Raw genomic sequence first — 19,243 nt, forward strand, 5'->3', positions numbered from 1 at the left:
GTGCCCGTGTGCTCTCCACCGCCGGACACGGCGGGGGCCGGACCCGCCGTGTCCGGCCCCCCACCGCCGCGTCAGCGCTCGATCTGTGTCACGTCGCGGGCCGCGCCGGTGGAGGCCGAGGTGGCCATCGCGGCGTAGGCACGCAGCGCGGCCGTCACCGGACGCTGCCGGTCGCGCGGCTGGAACCGCCCCAGCTCCTTGAGCAGGCGCTCGCGGCGCGTGTCCAGCTCGTCCCGGGACACCTCCAGCACGATGCTCCGGCCGGGGATGTCGATGCTGATGACGTCGCCGTCCTCGACCAGGGCGATGTCGCCGCCCGCCGCCGCCTCCGGGGAGGCATGGCCGATGGACAGCCCCGAGGTGCCGCCGGAGAAGCGCCCGTCGGTGATGAGCGCGCACGCCTTGCCCAGGCCGCGGCCCTTGAGGAAGCTCGTCGGGTACAGCATCTCCTGCATGCCCGGACCGCCCTTGGGGCCCTCGTAGCGGATGACCACCACGTCGCCGGGCCCGACCCGCTTGCCGAGGATGCCGTCCACGGCGTCCTCCTGCGACTCGAACACCTTGGCGGGGCCGGAGAAGGTCCACAGCTCCTCCTCCACGCCCGCCGTCTTGACGATCGCGCCGTCCGGGGCGAGGTTGCCGAACAGCACCGCCAGGCCGCCGTCCTTGGTGTAGGCGTGCTCCACGGAGCGGATGCAGCCGTTCTCCCGGTCGGTGTCCAGGCTGTCCCAGCGGGTGCTCTGCGAGTACGCCCGGGTGGTGCGCACCCCGCCCGGCGCGGCGTGGAACAGCTCCACGGCCTCGGGCAGGACGGTGTCGGAGGAGATGTCCCACTCGGCCAGGTACTCGCCGACGGTCTTGCCGTGCACGGTCGGCAGCGAGGTGTCCAGCAGCCCGCCGCGGGCCAGCTCGCCCAGGATGGCGGGGATGCCGCCGGCCCGGTGGACGTCCTCGACGTGGTACTTGTCGGTGTTGGGCGCCACCTTGCTCAGGCACGGCACCCGGCGCGAGACCGCGTCGATGTCGGTCAGGCCGAAGTCGACGCCGGCCTCGGTCGCGGCGGCCAGCAGGTGCAGGATCGTGTTGGTGGACCCGCCCATGGCCACGTCCAGGGCCATGGCGTTGCCGAACGCGGCCGGGGTGGCGATCGACAGCGGCAGCACCGAGTCGTCGTCCTGCCCGTAGTAGCGCTCGGCTGCCTCCACGACCAGCCGGCCGGCGTCCTCGTACAGCGCGCGGCGGGCGGTGTGGGTGGCCAGGACGGTGCCGTTGCCCGGCAGCGCCAGGCCGATGGCCTCGGTGAGGCAGTTCATCGAGTTGGCGGTGAACATGCCCGAGCACGAACCGCAGGTCGGGCAGGCGTTCTCCTCCATCTCGTCCAGCTCGGCCTGCGACACGCTCTCGTCGGCCGCGGCGATCATGGGGTTGATCAGGTCGAGCTTCTTGACGGTGGTGGCGGTGCCGTTGACGACGGTCACCTTGCCCGCCTCCATCGGCCCGCCGGAGACGAACACGGTGGGGATGTTGAGGCGCAGCGCGGCCAGCAGCATGCCCGGGGTGATTTTGTCGCAGTTGGACACGCACACCAGGGCGTCGGCGCAGTGCGCGTTGACCATGTACTCCACGGCGTCGGCGATCAGCTCGCGGCTGGGCAGCGAGTAGAGCATGCCGCCGTGGCCCATGGCGATGCCGTCGTCGACGGCGATGGTGTTGAACTCGCGGGGCACGCCGCCCGCGGCGCGGACGGAGTCGGCGACGACGTCGGCGACCTCGCGCAGGTGCACGTGGCCGGGGACGAACTGGGTGAAGCTGTTGGCCACGGCCACGATGGGCTTGCCGAAGTCCTCGCTCTGTACGCCGGTGGCGCGCATGAGGGCGCGCGCTCCCGCCATGTTCCGGCCGTGGGTGACGGTGCGTGAGCGTAGGGGTGGCATGGCGCGGACTCCCATCGTTACGGGTGTTTCCCCTTGATGGTAGCCCCCTTCCGGCGCGCTCGCGGTCTCAGGGAGGAAGACGTGGGTTCCGCATACCGAGACGGGATGCGGATTCGCCCTGTTCGGGTTCCGTGCGGGGGCCGGACCGGGGCACACGTGAGGCCCGGGGACCACGGCGTTGTGGTCCGGCCGGGCCGTCGGGATCGCGTGTCAGTTCCGCGGCGGCAGTACCCGCTCCGCCGCCTTGTGGATGTCCTCGATCTCCTGCTCGGTCAGGCGGGCCCGCCCGGTGCGCAGCCACTTGCGGACCTTGGTGCCGGAGATGATGTCCACGCCCCGCAGCCGGTGGCTGTCCCAGGGCATGCCGGGGCCGTAGATGGCCAGGGAGGCGCGCACCTTGATCTCGCGGCCGAGCTCCTTGCTGATGAGCTCCTCCGCCCGCTTGGCCTCCTCCAGCGCCTCGTCGATGCGCTGGTTCTTGTTGAACCGCCCGTGGTAGAGCTGTTCGAGCTTGTTGCGCAGCGGCAGCCGCTTGTCCCAGGACTCGGAGTCGATGGCGAACGCGCCGCGCCGACCCACGATGAAGTGGTCGATCTGGCCGTTGCCGCCGGGCACCGTGCGGGCGTGCAGGACGCGGTAGCCGAGCTGTTTCATGAGCTTGAGCTGGACCTCGGTCTTGCGCTGGGCGGCCGAGGGCTTGCGCCAGCGGGGGATCTCCGACTCGCGCCTGGACTGGTACATCGAGATGCCGACCATGGCAGCGATCCCCAGGGTCGCGCCGATCCGCCAGTCGGAGGTGATCAGGGCGCACGCGACCGCGACCGCGACGGCGGAGACACCGCGCACGGCCCATTTGCGGGCGGCCCCCTTCTCGCGGAGGGCCCCGTAAAGTGCCTTCGCGCCCGAAATGTCCTTTTGTGTCTTTTGGTTGGGGAAGAAGGGGTTCTCGGACCTCTCGGGCCCGGGCTTCTTGGACGACGCGTTCACTCTGGTTGCCGATTCCACGTCGGACAGGTTAGTTCCACTCATATCCGAGTCCTAGTGCATTACTTCTCACACTTTCCTCCCCTTGTTCTGTGGCTCCGGGTGGTGTCGGAACCGCAAGGGCGGGGAAGGATAGGTGATTCGCCGATCTCTCCAGAGAACTTCGGTTCCACCTCTCGTGGTGCCCGTTGGCGTGCCCGCTAATCTGGGTCGGTATGACCGAGATCCATGACCTTCCGGCCCACCGGCTCGCCGCGATGGTCCGCAGTCGTGAACTGTCCCCTCGTGAGATCACAGAGCACGTTCTGTCCCGTACCGAACGGCACGGTCCCGCCCTGGGGGCCTACATTACGGTCATAGCGGAAAAGGCCTTGGAGCAAGCCCGATATGCCGAGAAACGGGCCATGGCCGACACGCCGGAGACGCTGCCCCCCTTGCTCGGGATCCCCGTCCCCGTCAAGGACCTCGAACCCCTCGCCGGAGTCCGCGCCACCTACGGCTCACGCGTGATGGCCGACAACGTCGCGTCCTTCGACTCCGACACCGTCGCCCGCCTGCGCGCCGCAGGGGCGGTCTTCACCGGCAAGACCAACACCCCCGAGTTCGGGTCCGGCTGCTACACCGAGAACGAGGTCGCCCCGCCCGCCCGCAACCCCTGGAACCCGGAGCTGTCCCCGGGCGGTTCCAGCGGGGGCGCCGCGGTGGCCGTCGCCGCCGGGCTGGCCCCCGTCGCCCACGCGAGCGACGGCGGCGGGTCCATCCGCATCCCCGCCTCCGTGTGCGGGCTGTTCGGCCTCAAACCCACCCGGGGCCGCGTCTCCGGCGCCCCGGCCAAGCCCGACCTCGTCGGCCTCTCCACGAGCGGCCCCCTCACCCGGCACGTCGCCGACGCCGCGCTGCTGCTCGACGTCATGTCCGGGAACCGCCCGGGCGACTACCACACCGCTCCGCCGCTGCCGCCCGGCGAGACCTTCGCCGACCACGCCGGCCGCGAGCCGGGGCGGCTGCGCATCGGCCACTACGCCCACACCGGGTCGGCCGGGATCCCCGTCCACCCCGAGGTCCTGGCGGCCCACGAGGCGACCCTGCGCTTGCTCGCGGACCTGGGACACGAGGTCGAGGAGATCCCCGAGCCGGGCGACGCGCACTTCGGCGGGACCTTCTCCGACGACTTCGCGCTCGTGTGGGCGGCGATGGCCTCGGCCACCCCCGTCCCCGCCGGGCGCGAGCACGAACTCGGCGAGCTCAACCGCTGGCTGCGCGAGCGCGCCCGAGCGCTCCCGGTCCCGGACTACATCGCCGCCTGCGCCCGCCTCCAGCGCGGGATCCGCTCGTGGCTGGCCGCGACCGGGGAGCACGACGCGGTGGTCACCCCGGCGCTGGCCTCGCCCCCGGTCCCTGTCGGGTACTTCACCGGCGACGGCCCCGGGGAGGAGTTCCGGCGGATGACCGCGTTCACCCCGTTCACGTCGGTCTTCAACGTCACCGGCCAGCCGTCCATGAGCGTGCCCCTGCACCACGCGGCCGACGGCTCCCCGCTGGGCTCCATGGTCACCGGCCGGATGGGCGGGGAGCCCCTGCTGCTGTCCCTGGCGGCACAGCTGGAGCGGGCCCGCCCTTGGGCCGACCGGGTCCCCCCGGTCTGGAACGCGTGAGCGGACCCGCCCGGGCGGGGACCGCGGATCAGTCCCCGCCCCGCCCGGCCGGGTCCTCCGGCGCGGCCGGGCCGGACTCCGCCACCGGGGCGACCATCCCGACCGCGCCCGCGGGGGGAGCCGCCTCGGCGATCCCGGAGGCCTCCACCGGTGCCGTCTCCGCGGCCTCGGCCGGCGGCTCGGGCACGAGCGGGCTCAGCAGCGCCGCCACCGTGACCAGCACGGCCGCTCCCAGCACACCGCCCGAGATCCCCATGAGGTCGATCAGGCCGCCCGCCAGCGGGCCGGCGATCGCGCCGCCCGCGCCCAGCGCCGTGGCCATCCACCCGAACGCCTCCGCGCGCCGGTCGGACGGGGCCAGGTCGCCCAGCCGGCCCATCGTGGCGGCCAGGGTGGGGGCGATCGCCAGGCCGGACAGGAACAGCAGCGGCGTCACCCACAGCGGTGTGGACAGCTCCATCAGCGGCGGCGTGAACGGCAGCAGCACCGCCACGCCCGCGGCCGAGGCGAACGAGCGGCGCACCAGGCGCGGCCGTCCCCGCAGGCCCCCGGCGATGGCGCCGCCCACGAGGGAGCCCAGCGCCCACACCGACGCCAGCACCATCACCAGGTACGGGGCGTTCAGCTCGTTGGCCCAGGCCACGATGACCAGGTCCACGCCCATGATCCCGCTCACCATCAGCAGGCACATCGCGAACAGCACCACCAGGGCGGGCTCGCGCAGCAGGCTCCGCCGCGGACCGGCCGACGCCGGGGCCGCGCCCGGATCCACCGGGGCCGGGCCGGTCACCCCGGCCCGGCGCAGGGCCAGGGCGAAGCCCAGCGCGCCCAGCAGGCCCAGCACCGCGAGCATCACCAGCGCCCAGCGCGCCCCGGCGAAGGCCACCGCGCCCGCGGTCAGGATGGGGCAGAAGACGAACAGCAGCTCCTGCGTGGTGGCCTCGGCCGCGTAGATCGCCTGTCGCTCCGGGCCGCGGGTCAACCGCGGCCACAGCGCCCGCACGATCTGGTTCGCGGGGGTGCCGAACAGGCCGGTCCCCAGCGCCAGCGGGATCGACACCCACCACAGCGAGCCCGGCAGCCACGTCAGCGCCAGCAGCCCCACCGTGAACACCACGCCGCACACCAGCACCAGCCGGTCCGTGCCGCCCTTGTCCGCCATCCGCCCGCGCAGCGGCCCCACGAGCGCGATGCCCAGGGTGAAGGAGCCCGCCACCAGTCCCGCCAGCGAGTAGGAGTCCGTCCACTCCACCACCAGGAAGGTGACCGCGATCATCAGGCCGGGGGTGTAGAAGCGTGCGGTCAGCGACCAGGCGAGCAGGGACAGGACGTGGGGGACGGCGAACAGCCGCCGGTAGTTCGCGAGCACACCCCCAGATTATGCAGGGAGTGCAGGTGGAGGGCCATCCGAATATCGATACCCCCGGCGGCATGGCTCCCGGGACGGCGCTCCCCGGGCCCCGTCCGGCGCGACGCGCCGGACGGGGCCCGGAACGAACCTCCCCTTTCCTTTCAGGGCGGGCCCAAGCGGGCGGCGGGCGGCCGGTACCGGCCCGTCCTTGCGGTGTACGGAGCCCCGCGTAGGGCATGATCGGATTCTGTGAGGGACGTTCAGCTGGCCCGCGCGGCCGAGCAGCACGGTGTCGCGACGAGTTACGAGGACTGGCGGGGGCGCAGGGTCCCCGTCGATCCCGACGTCGTCCGCCATGTCCTGGCCGCCCTGGGCGCGGATCCGGACCAGGCGCCGCCCGACCGGGCGCCCGGCCTGCTCCCGCCCGCGGTCGTCCTGCGCGAGGGCAAGGCGCCCGAGCAGGTGCTACCCGAGGGCGCGCACAGTACGGTGGAGACCGCCGACGGCTCCCTGCTGCCCTTCGACCAGGGGCTGCCCCTGGGCGTCCACACGCTGCGCGCCACCCACCGCGGCACCGAGCACGACGCGCCGCTGCTGGTCGTCCCCGACCGGATCGAGCCCACCGCGCTCCGCGAGAACCCCCGCCTGTGGGGCCTGATGACCCAGCTCTACAGCGTCCGCTCCCGCGCCTCCTGGGGCATCGGGGACCTGCACGACCTCTCGGAGGTCTGCGACTGGGGTTCCCGCGACCTGGGCGCCGGCTTCGTCCTCATCAACCCCGTGCACGCCACCGAGCCCGTCGCCCCGGTGGAGCCCTCCCCGTACCTCCCGGTCAGCCGCCGCTACGCCAGCCCCCTCTACATCCGCATCGAGGACGTCCCCGAGTACGCCCGCCTGGACCCCGCCCAGCGCGAGGGCGTGCAGCGCCTGGCCCGGCCGCTGCGCGAACGCGGCCGCACCGCCGACCTGCTCGACCGGGACGCCGTCTGGGAGGCCAAGCGCGCGGCCCTGGAGATCCTCTTCCAGGTGCCCCGCGCCCCTGGCCGCGAGGCCGCGCTGCGCGCCTATCTGGAACGCGAGGGCCGCCCCCTGGTGGAGTTCGCCACCTGGTCGGCGCTGGCCGAGGAGCACGGGCCCGACCACCGCACCTGGCCCGCACGCCTGCGCGACATCGGCGACGACGCCGTCGGCAGGGCGGCCCTGGACCGCTGGCCCCTGGTGGAGTTCCACCGCTGGCTCCAGTGGATCCTCGACGAGCAGCTCGCCCGGGCCCAGGACACCGCCCGCGCCGGCGGCATGGGCACGGGCGTCGTGCACGACCTCGCCATCGGCGTGCAGGCGGGCGGCGCCGACGCCTGGATGTTCGGCGACGCCCTCGTCCGGGGACTGCACGTGGGCGCCCCGCCCGACGAGTTCAACAGCCTGGGCCAGGACTGGGGGCAGCCGCCCTGGCACCCGCGCCGCCTGGCCGAACGCGGCTACGCGCCGCTGCGCCAGATCCTCGGCCAGGCCATGCGCCACTCCGGCGGGGTGCGCATCGACCACATCATGGGGCTGTTCCGCCTGTGGTGCGTGCCCGAGGGGGCCTCCGCCGACCAGGGCACCTACGTCACCTTCGACCACGAGGGGACCGTGGGCGCCCTGCTGCTGGCCGCCCGCAGCGCCGACGCCGTCGTCATCGGCGAGGACCTGGGCACCGTCGAGCCCTGGGTGCGCGACCACCTGACCGACCGCGGGATCCTGGGCACCTCCGTGCTGTGGTTCGAGCAGGACGCCGACGGCGGCCCGCGCGCGCCCGGCGACTGGCGCCGCGACTGCCTGGCCACGGTCGCCACCCACGACCTGCCCCCGGTGGCGTCGTTCCTGTCCGCCGAGCACGTGGAGCTGCGCGACCGGCTGGGCCTGCTGGCCAGGCCGGTGGAGGAGGAGCGCGCCGACGCCGAGGCCCGGGTGGAGCGCTGGCGCGCCCTGCTCGTGGAACTGGGACTGCTGGAGGAGGACGCCGACCCGCTCGCCGACCCGGCCGCGGTGGTCACGGCCATGCACGCCTACCTCGTGCGGACGCCGGCCCGCATGGTCGGGGTGGCGCTCACCGACGTGGTGGGGGAGCGGCGCATGCAGAACCAGCCGGGGACCGACACCGAGTACCCGAACTGGCGGATCCCCCTCACCAACGGCGAGGGCGAGCCCGTCCTGGTGGACGAGCTGCTCGCCGACCCGCGCATGGTGGCGCGCATCCGCCGCACCCTGGGCCCCCTCGGCGACGGGACCGGCCGCACGCTGTAGGCCGCCGCGCACACGGGACGGGCCCGGAGAGGACTTCCTCCCCGGGCCCGTCCGTGCTCCTGGAGCCCGCGCCCGGGCCCCGGACACCTCAGCGGCTCTGGCCGGCGGCGATGTCCACGGCGCGGGCCCGCAGCGCCCGCTCCACGCCGGCGCGCCCCTCGACGAGCAGGCGGCGCAGCGCCGGGGCGGGGGAGTTCTCGGCGATGTAGGCGTCGGTGCGCTCCAGCGTCGCCTCCTCCACCAGGCCGCCCGGGTACACGACCTCGGCGAAGGTCTGCGCGAACTCGCCGGTCCACTTCTCCCACGCCGGGGCCAGCTGCGCGAAGTACTTCTCCACGTAGGGCCGGAGCAGGTCGGCCTGGCCCGGCTCGACGAAGCCCAGCAGCACCGACCGGAACTCGGCGTTGGCCAGGTCCTCGCCCACGATCCGGTCCCACGCCGCGGCCTTGGCCGCCGCCGTGGGGATCGCCGCCTGCGCGCCGGCGGCGTTGCGCTGACCGGTGGCCGTCGGGTCGTTCTTCAGCTCGGCGGCGATCTCCGACTCGCCGGCCTTGCCGGTGGCGACCAGGCGGCGCAGCAGGGTCCACCGCAGGTCGGTGTCCACCACCAGGCCGTCCACGGTGATCGCGCCGTCCAGCAGCCCCTGGAGCAGGGACAGGTCGGCGTCGCCCACCGCGCTGGAGGCCAGCGCGGTCACGTAGGCCAGCTGCAGGTCGCCGCCGGGCTCGGCGGTCGTCAGCAGCTCGCGCAGCCGCTCCGACAGCCGCTCGAAGCCGAACGGGCGCCAGGCCGGGTCGGCGTAGTTGTGCAGCGCCGAGACCGCCTGGCGCAGCAGGGTCTGGGCGACCATGACGTCGTCCACGCCGTCGATCCCGGACACGACCAGGTCCACGTAGTCGCGGGCGGGCATCTCCCCGTCGCGGGTCATGTCCCAGGCCGCGCCGAAGGCCAGCGCCCGCGGCAGCGACTCGCGGATCTCGCCGATCCCCGCGACGACGGTCGCCAGCGAGCGCTCGTCCAGGCGGATCTTGGTGAAGGTCAGGTCGTCGTCGTTGATGAGCACCAGGTCGGGGCGGGCGCTGCCGACCAGGCCGGGCACCTCGGTGCGGGCGCCGCTGACGTCCAGCTCCACGCGCTCGCGGCGCACGATGCCCTCGCCGGTGCGGTCGTACAGGCCGATCGCCAGGCGGTGGGAGCGCAGCGTCGGGTGGTCGGGAGCGGCCTCCTGGAGCACCGCGAACGACGTGAAGTTCCCGTCCGCGTCCACCTCGAAGTCCGGCCGCACCGTGTTGACCCCGGTCGTCTCCAGCCACTCGCGCGACCAGCCCGACAGGTCCCGGCCCGAGGCCGCCTCCAGGTGCTTGAGCAGGTCCTTCAGCTCGGTGTTGCCGAAGGCGAACTCCTGGAAGTAGGCGCGCACGCCCGCGAAGAACGCGTCCACGCCCACGTACGCCGCGAGCTGCTTGAGCACCGAGGCGCCCTTGGCGTAGGTGATGCCGTCGAAGTTCACCTCGACCGCCTGGATGTCGACCATGTCGGCGGCGATCGGGTGGGTCGAGGGCAGCTGGTCCTGGCGCAGCGCCCAGGACTTCTCCACGTTGGCGAACGTGGTCCAGGCGTCCGTCCACTTGGTGGCGTTGGCCTGGCAGTACACGCTGGCGTACGTGGCGAAGGACTCGTTCAGCCACAGGTCGTCCCACCAGCGCATGGTGACCAGGTCGCCGAACCACATGTGCGCCATCTCGTGCAGGATCGTCTCGGCGCGCCGCTCGTAGCGGGCGTCGGTCACCCGCGAGCGGAAGACGTAGTCCTCCAGGAACGTGACGGCGCCCGCGTTCTCCATGGCGCCCGCGTTGAACTCCGGCACGAACAGCTGGTCGTACTTGCCGAAGGCGTAGCGCACGCCGAACAGGTCGTGGAAGAAGTCGAAGCCCTGCCGGGTGACCTCGAACAGGGCGTCGGAGTCCAGGTGCTCGGCCAGCGACGCACGGCAGAACAGGCCCAGGTCGATGCCGTCGTGCTCGGAGCGCACCTCGTGGTACGGACCGGCGACCAGCGCAGTGATGTAGGTGGACATCCGCTCGGTGGCGGGGAAGTGCCAGCGCACCCGCTCCCCGCCCGCCTCCTCGCGGGTCACGTCGGGGGCGCTGTTGGACACCACGGTCCACGACGGCGGCGCGAACACGGTCAGCTCGAACGTCGCCTTCAGGTCGGGCTGGTCGAAGCACGCGAACATGCGGTGCGCGTCGGCGGTCTCGAACTGGGTGTACAGGTAGACGGAGTCGTCCACCGGGTCCACGAACCGGTGCAGGCCCTCGCCGGTGCGCATGTAGGCGGCCTCGGCCACCACTCTCAGCTCGTTGTCGGCGGCCACCTCCGGCAGCGTCAGGCGCTCGCCGTCGAACAGCCGGTCCGGATCCAGCTCCGCCCCGTTCAGGGTCGCCGACAGCACGCGGGGCGCGGCCAGCTCCACGAACGTCCGCGCCCCCGGCTCCGAGGAGGAGAAGCGGACCACGGTGGTGGATCGGAAGGTCTCGTCACCGGTGGTGAGGTCGAGTGCCACCTCGTAGGAGTCGACGCCCAGAATGCGCGCCCGCTCCCGAGCCTCGTCCCGGGTCAGGTTCCCTGCCACGCCACGCTCCCTCCACGGCCGCCGTCGTCGCCGGCCGGATCACTGCACCGGGGGGCGACGGCTCGGGCCGGGGGAGTCCTCTGGACGGAGCGTCGTCGGGGCCGGTGGATCGGTTGTCGATTCGGCTCCGATCCTGCCACGCGCCAGGGTGGAATGCGCAACCGAAAACGAAGGTTGTAGCGCTACGGCGCCCCCTGCCGCGCGCCGCCACGACTCTCGACCGAGGAGCACTCCATGACGCAGACCACCGCGGAAGCGGGCGAGACGGACATCGCTTACGCGGACATGTGGTTCGACCCCGCCTGCCCCTGGGCGTGGATCACCTCCCGCTGGCTGCTGGAGGTCGAGAAGGTCCGCCCGGTGCGGGTGCGCTGGCACGTGATGAGCCTGGGCGTGCTCAACGAGGGCCGCGACCTCCCCCAGGACTACCGGGAACTGCTCGACGCGTCCTGGGCCGCCGTGCGCGTGTGCGTCGCCGCCGAGCAGCGCCTGGGCTCCGAGGTCCTGGGCCCCCTCTACACCGCCCTGGGGACGCGCTTCCACAACGGCGCCGAGCCCCGCACCGAGGAGACGATCCGCGCCGCCCTGGCCGAGGCGGGCCTGCCCGGGGACCTGGCGGAGGCCGGCGGCTCCACCGAGTACGACGAGGCGCTGCGCGCCTCCCACGCCGAGGCCATGAAGCTGGTCGGCGAGGACGTGGGCACCCCCGTCATCCAGATCGAGGGCGTCGCGTTCTTCGGCCCGGTCATCACCCCCGTCCCGCGGGGCGAGGAGGCCGGAAGGCTCTGGGACGGCGTCCGCCTGGTCGCCGGGACCGACGGCTTCTTCGAGCTCAAGCGCACCCGCACCCGCGGCCCCGTCTTCGACTAGGCCGCCCCGCGCCGCGCCCTCCCCGGGCGCGGCGCGGACCGGGAGGCGCCCGGGTGCACACTGGAGGGGGCCGCGGGGGCGGCCGACCACGATGAAAGGACCGGCCGTGCACGGACCCGACGACGACCGCAGGGTCGAGTTCCTCGACGACCTCGACGTCCTGCCCGACACCACCTCCGACGAGGGTGCGCTGGGCTGGGGCGACGACGTCTCCGAGGACTCCACCTCCCGCCTGATCGCCGAGCGCCCCCCGCACTGGGACTAGGGACCGCCCCCCCCGCGCGCCCTCCCGGGCCCGCGGGGGACCGCCATCGGCGGGACCACCGGTCGCGGTCCCGGCACTGGCCGACCGAATCCGGTTCTGCGACAGTGGGGGCATGCGATCCCTCTACATCGACGGCGCCTGGCGCGAGTCCGCCTCCGACGAGGCCCTGGACGTGATCGACCCGGCGACCGAGCAGGTCATCGACGGTGTTCCGGCCGGGGACCCCGAGGACGTCGACGCCGCGGTGGCGGCCGCCGCGGCCGCCTTCCCGGCCTGGTCGGCGCTGGCCCCCGGCCGCAGGGTCACCCACCTGGCCCGGGCACTGGAGCTCTTCAACGAGCGCATCGACCCCATCGCCGCCGTGCTGACCCGGGACATGGGCGCGCCGGTCAAGTTCTCCCGCTCCGTGCAGGCGGGCCTGCCCGCCCTCATGTTCCGGACCTACATCGACCTGGTCGAGGAGAGCGGCGAGCGGTACTTCGAGGGCGAGAGGCTGGGCAACTCCCTCATCGTCCGCGAGCCCGTCGGCGTGGTCGGCGCCATCACGCCCTGGAACTACCCGCTGCACCAGATCGTGCTCAAGGTGGTCCCGGCGCTGCTGGCGGGCAATACCGTCGTCCTCAAGCCCAGCGAGGTCGCCCCGCTCAGCGCCTACGCCCTGGCCGAGGTGTTCCACGACGCGGGCCTGCCCGCGGGCGTGTTCAACCTGGTCTCGGGCACCGGCCCGGTCGTCGGCGAGGCCGTCGCCGCCCATCCGCGCGTCGACATGGTCTCCTTCACCGGTTCCACCCGGGCGGGGGTCAGGGTCTCCCAGGTGGCCGCCGAGACCGTCAAGCGGGTCGCCCTGGAGCTCGGCGGAAAGTCGCCCAACGTGATCCTGCCCGGCGCCGACCTCACCGCGGCCGTCAAGCGCGGCGTCGCCGACGTCATGCGCAACACCGGGCAGAGCTGCAACGCCCTCACCCGCATGCTGGTCCACCGCGACGTGTACGAGGAGGCGGTCGCCCTCGCCGCGCAGGCCGCCGCCAAGTACGTGCCCGGCGACCCGAAGGACGAGTCGACCCGGCTGGGCCCGCTGGTCTCCGCCGCCCAGCTGGACAAGGTCCGTGCCTACATCGAACTCGGGGTCCGGGAGGGCGCCCGCCTGGTCGCCGGCGGCCCCGAACCGGTCGAGGGCCCCGGCTACCACGTGCGGCCCACGGTCTTCGCCGACGTCCGCAACGACATGCGCATCGCCCAGGAGGAGATCTTCGGCCCGGTCCTGGCCCTCATCCCCTACGACACCGAGGACGAGGCCGTCGCCCTCGCCAACGACACCGTCTACGGGCTCAGCGCCGCGGTGTGGTCGGCCGACGCCGAGGGCGGCCTGGCGGTGGCCCGCCGCCTGCGGGCCGGCCAGGTAGAGCTCAACGGCGGCGCGCTCAACCCGCGCGCGCCCTTCGGCGGTTACAAGCGCTCCGGCAACGGGCGTGAGTGGGGGCTCCCCGGCCTGGAGGAGTTCTGCGAGGTCAAGGCCGTACAGATGTGATTCAAGGATGTGTCACGTCTCACGGCGCGGAACGGCTCATACCAGGAATCGGCCCCGGTGAGAATCGCGTTGTGGGGTGTGGAAAAATTCCGACTGGTCATCCCCTGGTCGAACCCAATCGAGGTGTGAGTTGAGCAACAAGCCCGCGGTCTCCAAGGCCGGACCTCTCGGCAAGGACATCAAGATGATCGTGATCAGCAACATCGTCGCGATCGCCTCCATGGCCCTCTTCGCCGTCCTCGGTCTGAGCGTCGCGGCCGCCGCCGGCGCCGCCTGACCCTCGGTCCACCAGCAGCCGGAACCCCGCCCGTCCCCTCGACGGGCGGGGTTCCGTGCTCCCCGGCCGCGCCGACCTGCAAGACTGTCCGCGTGCGTGTTTACCTTGGATCAGATCATGCGGGCTACGAACTCAAAGAGCACCTCGTCTCCTGGCTGAAGGAGCGGGGCCACGAGGTCGTGGACGCCGGCCCCCTCGCCTACGACGCGGTCGACGACTACCCGCCCTTCGTCCTGCGGGCCGCCGAGGGCGTCGCCTCCGAGCCCGGTGCGCTGGGCGTCGTGATCGGCGGCTCCGGCAACGGCGAGCAGATCGCCGCCAACAAGGTCGCCGGCGTCCGCGCCGCCCTGGCCTGGAGCGAGGAGACCGCCCGGCTCGCGCGCCAGCACAACGACGCCAACGTGCTCGGCATCGGCGCCCGGATGCACACCCCGGAGGAGGCGACCCGCTTCGTCGAGGTCTTCCTCTCCACCCCCTACAGCGACGAGGAGCGGCACACCCGCCGCATCGCCATGCTGAGCGCCTACGAGGCGACCGGGGAGCTGCCGCCGCTGCCCTGACATCCCTTCCACGGGCCCGTCCGGGCCCGTGACCCCTCCCCGCCGGGCCCCCGGCGCCCCGCGCCCGGGGCGCCGGCGCACGTGCGCGCGGCGGCAGGGGCGGGTTTGGGCTGAGCCCAAACCCTCGATTATGGGGGAGAACACCGATCGATGCACGTGCAACTCGGACACCCCCCGCGCTACAGTTCGTCCTCAGCGGCCCGGTTCCGTCCCGGCCGCCGCCCGGCGGTGCCCACGGCCCGCCGCCACGACCCCGGGCGGGCCCCCATCACCGCCCTCCACCCGTCGCGCGTCCCGAGCCGGGGACGGCGTCGGGGTCCGGCCGTACCTCCACGGTCACGGCCCGGGTCACCGAGCCGACCGACACCGAACCCCCGCGGACGGGCGCGCCCGCAAGAGGATCCATGAAGCCCACACCGAACGCCAAGGCCACCCGACTGCTGCGCACCACCGCGCAGCGGATCGTCGCGGTCCTCCGGCGCAAGGTGCTCTTCCGCTACCGGCTCGTCCTCATCACCCTGGTCGCCCTGGCCGTCGGCGTCGGCGTCGGCGCCGTCTGGGGCCCCTCCGGCTGGTTCCCGCCCAGCTCCACCATCCTCACCGTCCTGGCCGGCGGCCTGCTGCTCAAGCGCAAGAGCCTGGCGTTCCTGCTGGCCGTGGTCGCCGCCGTCCTGGTCTTCGTCGCCTACATGCTCGACTTCGGACAGGTCGGCCCCGGGCTGCTGGTCACCATCGGCGTCACCGCCGTGCTGTCCTACCTGCTGTCGGGCGTGCGCGAGCGCCTGGGAGTGCAGGGCCTCAGCGGCGAGATGATGCTCCTGGACCTGCGCGACCGCCTCCGCCAGCAGGGCCGCCTGCCCGAGGCGCCCGCGGGCTGGGGCCGCACCGCGGTCCTGCGCCAGGCCGGGGGCTCCTCCTTCGGCGGCGACTTCGTCGTCTCCGACCGAGACGGCGACCGCCTGGACATCGCCGTGGTCGACGTCTCCGGCAAGGGCGTCGACGCCGGGACCCGCGCCCTGCTGCTCTCGGGCGCCTTCAGCGGCCTCATCGGCGCGGTGCCCACCAAGGACTTCCTCTCCCACTGCAACGACTACCTCATGCGCACCGGCGGCGGTGAGGGGTTCGTCACCGCCGTGCACCTGAGCGTGGACCTGTCCACCGGCGACTACAGCATCGCCTCCGCGGGCCACCCGCCCGCGGTGCACTACGACGCGGGCGCCGGCTCCTGGGCCGCCACCGAGGCCAAGGGCGTGGTCCTGGGGGTCATCCCGGAGATGACCTACACCTCGGTCCGCGGCCGCCTGCGGCCCGGCGACGCCATCATGCTGTACACCGACGGCCTCATCGAAACCCCGGGCGAAGACCTCGACGCCGGCATCGACCGACTGCTCGGCGCAGCCGAGACCCTGGTCACCAGGGGTTTCTCCACCGGGGCGGAGAAGATGGTCGACCTCCTCAGCGCGGACAAGAACGACGACTGCGCCCTGGTCGTCCTCTGGCGCGACTGAGCCGCACGCGACACCCCCGGTACGGGGCGGCGGACCCGCGCGCGGCCCGCGGACGGGTAGGGTTCGGGGTGCTCCCCGTCCCGCGTACGGCGACCGCCCCCGTACACGTCCCCGGACACCCGTGCGCGCCCTCCCGCCCCCGGCGCCGACTCCGCGCGGTCCACCACACCAGTGACGACGGGACCCGGAGCCGTCATCCGCAACCGGTGTCGCCCGCTGGCCGTGCCCTGCGGGCGGAGGAGAACGCGAGGGGGTGCTTCGCATGTCAGAAGGCGAGCGCGCTGAAGAACTCACGGAACTGGTCGAGAACAACGACCTGACGGGTATCCGGCTCTGGTTGGCCGAACACAGGCCCTACGAGATCGCCGACGAACTCTCCCGCATGGCGGGCAGCCAGGCGATCATCCCCTTCCGCCTGCTGGACAAGGACCGCGAGCTGGAGGTCTTCGAGGAACTCGACCCCGGCCAGCAGCAGGCCATCCTCCTGGGCCTGCGCGACACGGCCTTCCACGAGATCCTCGAAGAGATGGACCCCGACGACCGGGCCCGCCTCATCGGGGAGGCCCCGGCCAAGATCGCCACCCGCGCCCTGGCCGGGCTCAGCCCCGCCGAGCGCCGGATGACGGCGGCCCTGCTGGGCTACCCGGAGGACTCCGTCGGCCGGTACATGACGCCCGAAACGGTCGTCCTGCACCGCGACCTCACGGTGGGCCGCGCCCTGGAGATCGTCCGCGCCAAGGGGGCCGACGCCGAGACCATCTACACCCTGCCGGTGGTCACCGACGGCCGCCGCCTGGTCGGCACCGTCACCCTGGGCGACCTGGTCGTCAACGACGCCCGACTGCTCAAGGACGTGGTGGACGTGCTCGCCCCGCGGGTGCGCGCCACCCACCAGGCCGAGGACGCCGCCCGCCTGATGCAGGAGGCCAACCTGGTCTCCCTGCCGGTGGTGGACTCCGAGGACCGCTTCGTGGGCCTGCTGACCTTCGACGACGCCCTGGAGCTCATCGAGGCCGCGGACTCCGAGGACATGGCCCGCCAGTCCGGTGCCAGCCCCGTCGGCGACCACTACGTGAGCGTCGGCGTGCTGCGCCTGGTCGGCGCCCGCTCGGTGTGGCTGATGCTCCTCATCGTCGCCGCCACTCTCACCGTCAACGTCATGCAGGTGTACGAGACCACCCTGGAGGAGGTCACGGCGCTCGCGGTGTTCGTGCCGATGCTCATCGGCACCGGCGGCAACGTCGGCGCCCAGTCCGCCACCGCGATCGTGCGCGCCCTGGCCGTCGGCGAGGTGCGCGTGCGCGACCTCCCCCGGGTCATCTGGAAGGAGGCGCGGGTCGGGCTGCTGCTCGGCCTGATGCTGGCCGGACTGGCGCTGGCCATCGGCGCCCTGCTGGTGGGGTTCCAGGTGGCCGTGGTGGTGGCCGTCTCGGTCATCGCCATCTGCACCTGGGCGGCGATCATCGGTTCGTCGATGCCGCTGCTGGCCCGCAAGGTGGGCGTGGACCCGGCGGTGGTCTCCTCCCCGATGGTGGCGACCCTGGTCGACGCGACGGGGCTCATCATCTACTTCTCGGTCGCCCGCCTCATCCTGCACATATGACCCGTCGGCATAACCCGGGCCACACCGGGTATCGCCTTGGGTGCAGGACGGATCTGAGGGGGGATTCCATGTCCGGTGCCGGAGACGCGTTCAACAAGTTGAAGAAGGCCGTCGACGACCACGCCGACAAGGCGGACGGGCTGATCGGAAAGGCCGCGGACGCCGCGAAGAAGGCGACCGGCGGCACCCACGACGACAAGATCGACAAGGGGGCCGGAGCCGCCACCGACTACCTGCGCAAACGAGCACAGCAGAACAAGGAGCGGTAGGCCCGCGGTTCGAGGGGGCGGGACCGGGCGTCCACAATATGGAGATGCCCGATCTCGCCCCCTCCCGTTCCCAGGTCCTGCTCGCCCGGATCCGCGTCCCCCTCATGTGGGCCGCGGGCGCGGCCCTGCTCGCCGGGTACGCCGGCCTGTCCTGGTGGGCGGGATGGTCCCTGTTCGCCGTCGCGCTCGCGGTGTACCTGCGGCTGGGCACCGTCCGCTGCGCCCCGCGGGTGCTGCGCCCCCCGGTGCGGGGGAGGTGGATGGCGCTGACCAGCCCGGTGGACGCGGTCCCCAGCCAGGGGAGCCACGCCTACGGGCAGACCCACGCGCTGGGCCTGGTCGCCGAGGACGGGACCCGGCCCGACATCGGGTGGCGGCCGCTGAGCCGTCCGCCGGAGGACTTCCCCGCGTTCGGGGCGCCGGTGTACGCGCCCGCCGACGGGACCGTCGTGGCCGTCCGCGACCGGAGCCGCGACCACCGCAGCCGCAACTCCTGGCCGTGGCTGCTGGGCTCGGTCCTGGAGAACACCCTGCGCGAGCTGCGCGGCCCGTCCGGGCTGCTGGGCAACCACGTCGTCATCGACATCGGCGGCGCGTACGTGCTGCTGGGCCACCTCCGGCGCGGGTCGGCCACGGTCCGCCCGGGGGACCGGGTGGAGGCCGGGCGGCCGGTGGCCCGGTGCGGCAACTCGGGGGCGTGCACCGAACCGCAGCTGCGGATGCAGCTCATGGACCGGCCCGGACCGCTGACCGCCGCGGGCCTGCCCTTCCTGTGGGAGGCCGGGTGGGACGGGGGCTCGGCCGACGGGCTTCCCGAGACCTGGCGGCCGTTCGACGTCCCCACTGGTCAGGGTGCTTCCGGGACGGGTTACCCTGAGGCCGACCAGGTAAGGGGAACCTAACGTTGGAGCGAGGGGGCACGGTGGGCGAGATCGACGGGCGGCCCTGCCGGCTCACGGTCTGCCGCGGCTGCTGCTGCGGTACCCGCAAGAAGGTCCCGGGCGTCGACCACAGGGCCCAGCTCGCCCGCCTCTCCGCCATCGACGACCACGCCGGGCGCACCGTGCCGGTCCGCACCAGCAAGTGCCTGGGCATCTGCTTCCAGGCCGACGTCGTGGTCGTGCAGCCCTCCCAGGCGGGCCACGCCGCCGGGGGCCGGCCCGTGTGGCTGGGAAAGATGACCGAGGACGCGCTGCTCGACGCCCTCGACGACTGGATCTTCGACGGCGGCCCGGGGCTGGCCCCGGTACCCGCGGTACTGGCCGGCCACGTCACCTCCAAGGATGCCAAGAAGCCCAAGAAGCGCAAGCGGCGCGAGAAGTCGAAGAAGGCCGAGAAGGCCAAAAAGGCCGAGAAGGCCGAGAAGAAGCGCCGCAAGGAGAAGGGGGGCGGGGACGGGAAGGCCTCCCGCCCCACGGCCCGGGACGACGGGAAGAAGCGCCGCAAGAAGAAGGACAGGGGCGGGAAGAAGGGCGGGGACCGCGAGAAGAAGTAGCGCGGCACCCGCCCCCGGGCCCCGGC

Annotated in this window: 16 protein-coding genes; 12 read left to right on the plus strand and 4 right to left on the minus strand. The window is 73.1% G+C overall.

Annotation, left to right across the window (positions count from 1 at the left end; translation table 11 throughout):
* Positions 1-71: 71 nt before the first annotated feature.
* Positions 72-1,934: a dihydroxy-acid dehydratase gene (gene ilvD, locus BUE45_RS12115; RefSeq protein ID WP_073378987.1), complete on the minus strand. Its 1,863-nt coding sequence runs from the start codon at positions 1,932-1,934 to the stop codon at positions 72-74.
* A 210-nt stretch (positions 1,935-2,144) separates the two neighbouring features.
* A complete protein-coding gene (locus tag BUE45_RS12120) occupies positions 2,145-2,963 on the minus strand; it encodes a nuclease-related domain-containing protein (protein WP_073378849.1) in 819 nt (272 codons plus the stop codon).
* Positions 2,964-3,133: 170 nt separating this feature from the next.
* On the opposite strand from BUE45_RS12120, the gene BUE45_RS12125 reads away from it, so the two are divergent.
* Positions 3,134-4,573, plus strand: a complete 1,440-nt coding sequence (locus BUE45_RS12125) for an amidase (RefSeq protein ID WP_073378852.1) — start codon at positions 3,134-3,136, stop codon at positions 4,571-4,573.
* A 28-nt stretch (positions 4,574-4,601) separates the two neighbouring features.
* On the opposite strand, the gene BUE45_RS12130 is transcribed toward BUE45_RS12125, so the two are convergent.
* A complete protein-coding gene (locus BUE45_RS12130) occupies positions 4,602-5,942 on the minus strand; it encodes an MFS transporter (RefSeq protein ID WP_084737152.1) in 1,341 nt (446 codons plus the stop codon).
* Between the two features lie 231 nt (positions 5,943-6,173).
* Here BUE45_RS12130 and malQ point away from each other — a divergent pair, with 231 nt between their 5' ends.
* On the plus strand, positions 6,174-8,210 hold the full coding sequence (malQ, locus tag BUE45_RS12135) for a 4-alpha-glucanotransferase (RefSeq protein WP_073378856.1): 2,037 nt from the start codon (positions 6,174-6,176) through the stop codon (positions 8,208-8,210).
* A gap of 88 nt (positions 8,211-8,298) precedes the next feature.
* Here the strand turns inward: malQ and pepN are convergent, their stop codons facing one another.
* On the minus strand, positions 8,299-10,842 hold the full coding sequence (gene pepN, locus BUE45_RS12140) for an aminopeptidase N (protein ID WP_073378858.1): 2,544 nt from the start codon (positions 10,840-10,842) through the stop codon (positions 8,299-8,301).
* Positions 10,843-11,076: 234 nt separating this feature from the next.
* Between pepN and BUE45_RS12145 the strand changes: the two genes are divergently transcribed.
* The 10 genes from BUE45_RS12145 to BUE45_RS12180 all read left to right on the plus strand — a co-directional run bounded on the left by BUE45_RS12145 (position 11,077) and on the right by BUE45_RS12180 (position 19,217).
* Entirely contained in the window at positions 11,077-11,712 is a 636-nt protein-coding gene (locus BUE45_RS12145) for a mycothiol-dependent nitroreductase Rv2466c family protein (RefSeq protein ID WP_073378860.1), read from the plus strand.
* 106 nt (positions 11,713-11,818) lie between these two features.
* Positions 11,819-11,977: a hypothetical protein gene (locus tag BUE45_RS32500; RefSeq protein ID WP_178378511.1), complete on the plus strand. Its 159-nt coding sequence runs from the start codon at positions 11,819-11,821 to the stop codon at positions 11,975-11,977.
* A gap of 112 nt (positions 11,978-12,089) precedes the next feature.
* Positions 12,090-13,505 carry an aldehyde dehydrogenase family protein gene (locus BUE45_RS12150; RefSeq protein WP_073378862.1) on the plus strand — a complete coding sequence of 472 codons (1,416 nt, stop codon included), beginning with the start codon at positions 12,090-12,092 and terminating at the stop codon, positions 13,503-13,505.
* A 130-nt stretch (positions 13,506-13,635) separates the two neighbouring features.
* Positions 13,636-13,782 (plus strand): hypothetical protein, encoded by a 147-nt coding sequence (locus BUE45_RS32505; protein WP_178378512.1) that lies wholly within the window; start codon positions 13,636-13,638, stop codon positions 13,780-13,782.
* A gap of 92 nt (positions 13,783-13,874) precedes the next feature.
* Positions 13,875-14,342, plus strand: a complete 468-nt coding sequence (locus BUE45_RS12155; RefSeq protein WP_073378864.1) for a ribose-5-phosphate isomerase — start codon at positions 13,875-13,877, stop codon at positions 14,340-14,342.
* A 404-nt stretch (positions 14,343-14,746) separates the two neighbouring features.
* Positions 14,747-15,850 (plus strand): PP2C family protein-serine/threonine phosphatase, encoded by a 1,104-nt coding sequence (locus tag BUE45_RS12160; RefSeq protein WP_073378865.1) that lies wholly within the window; start codon positions 14,747-14,749, stop codon positions 15,848-15,850.
* Between the two features lie 262 nt (positions 15,851-16,112).
* Positions 16,113-17,453 carry a magnesium transporter gene (mgtE, locus tag BUE45_RS12165; RefSeq protein ID WP_073378867.1) on the plus strand — a complete coding sequence of 447 codons (1,341 nt, stop codon included), beginning with the start codon at positions 16,113-16,115 and terminating at the stop codon, positions 17,451-17,453.
* Between the two features lie 68 nt (positions 17,454-17,521).
* Entirely contained in the window at positions 17,522-17,722 is a 201-nt protein-coding gene (locus BUE45_RS12170; protein WP_073378869.1) for an antitoxin, read from the plus strand.
* A gap of 44 nt (positions 17,723-17,766) precedes the next feature.
* Positions 17,767-18,624 (plus strand): M23 family metallopeptidase, encoded by an 858-nt coding sequence (locus tag BUE45_RS12175; RefSeq protein WP_073378871.1) that lies wholly within the window; start codon positions 17,767-17,769, stop codon positions 18,622-18,624.
* Between the two features lie 20 nt (positions 18,625-18,644).
* On the plus strand, positions 18,645-19,217 hold the full coding sequence (locus tag BUE45_RS12180) for a hypothetical protein (RefSeq protein ID WP_073378989.1): 573 nt from the start codon (positions 18,645-18,647) through the stop codon (positions 19,215-19,217).
* Positions 19,218-19,243: the final 26 nt, after the last annotated feature.

The organism is Nocardiopsis flavescens, assembly GCF_900141985.1.
Classification (GTDB): Bacteria; Actinomycetota; Actinomycetes; order Streptosporangiales; family Streptosporangiaceae; genus Nocardiopsis; species Nocardiopsis flavescens.

What these genes read in the sequence shown, in the direction of transcription:
- BUE45_RS12175 (WP_073378871.1), top strand. Translation starts at nt 17,767, where the DNA reads ATGCCCGATCTCGCCCCCTCCCGTTCCCAGGTCCTGCTCGCCCGGATC.
- BUE45_RS12150 (WP_073378862.1), top strand. Translation starts at nt 12,090, where the DNA reads ATGCGATCCCTCTACATCGACGGCGCCTGGCGCGAGTCCGCCTCCGAC.
- BUE45_RS12125 (WP_073378852.1), top strand. Translation starts at nt 3,134, where the DNA reads ATGACCGAGATCCATGACCTTCCGGCCCACCGGCTCGCCGCGATGGTC.
- BUE45_RS12145 (WP_073378860.1), top strand. Translation starts at nt 11,077, where the DNA reads ATGACGCAGACCACCGCGGAAGCGGGCGAGACGGACATCGCTTACGCG.
- BUE45_RS12120 (WP_073378849.1), bottom strand. Translation starts at nt 2,963, where the DNA reads ATGAGTGGAACTAACCTGTCCGACGTGGAATCGGCAACCAGAGTGAAC.
- BUE45_RS12160 (WP_073378865.1), top strand. Translation starts at nt 14,747, where the DNA reads ATGAAGCCCACACCGAACGCCAAGGCCACCCGACTGCTGCGCACCACC.
- BUE45_RS12170 (WP_073378869.1), top strand. Translation starts at nt 17,522, where the DNA reads ATGTCCGGTGCCGGAGACGCGTTCAACAAGTTGAAGAAGGCCGTCGAC.
- ilvD (WP_073378987.1), bottom strand. Translation starts at nt 1,934, where the DNA reads ATGCCACCCCTACGCTCACGCACCGTCACCCACGGCCGGAACATGGCG.
- mgtE (WP_073378867.1), top strand. Translation starts at nt 16,113, where the DNA reads ATGTCAGAAGGCGAGCGCGCTGAAGAACTCACGGAACTGGTCGAGAAC.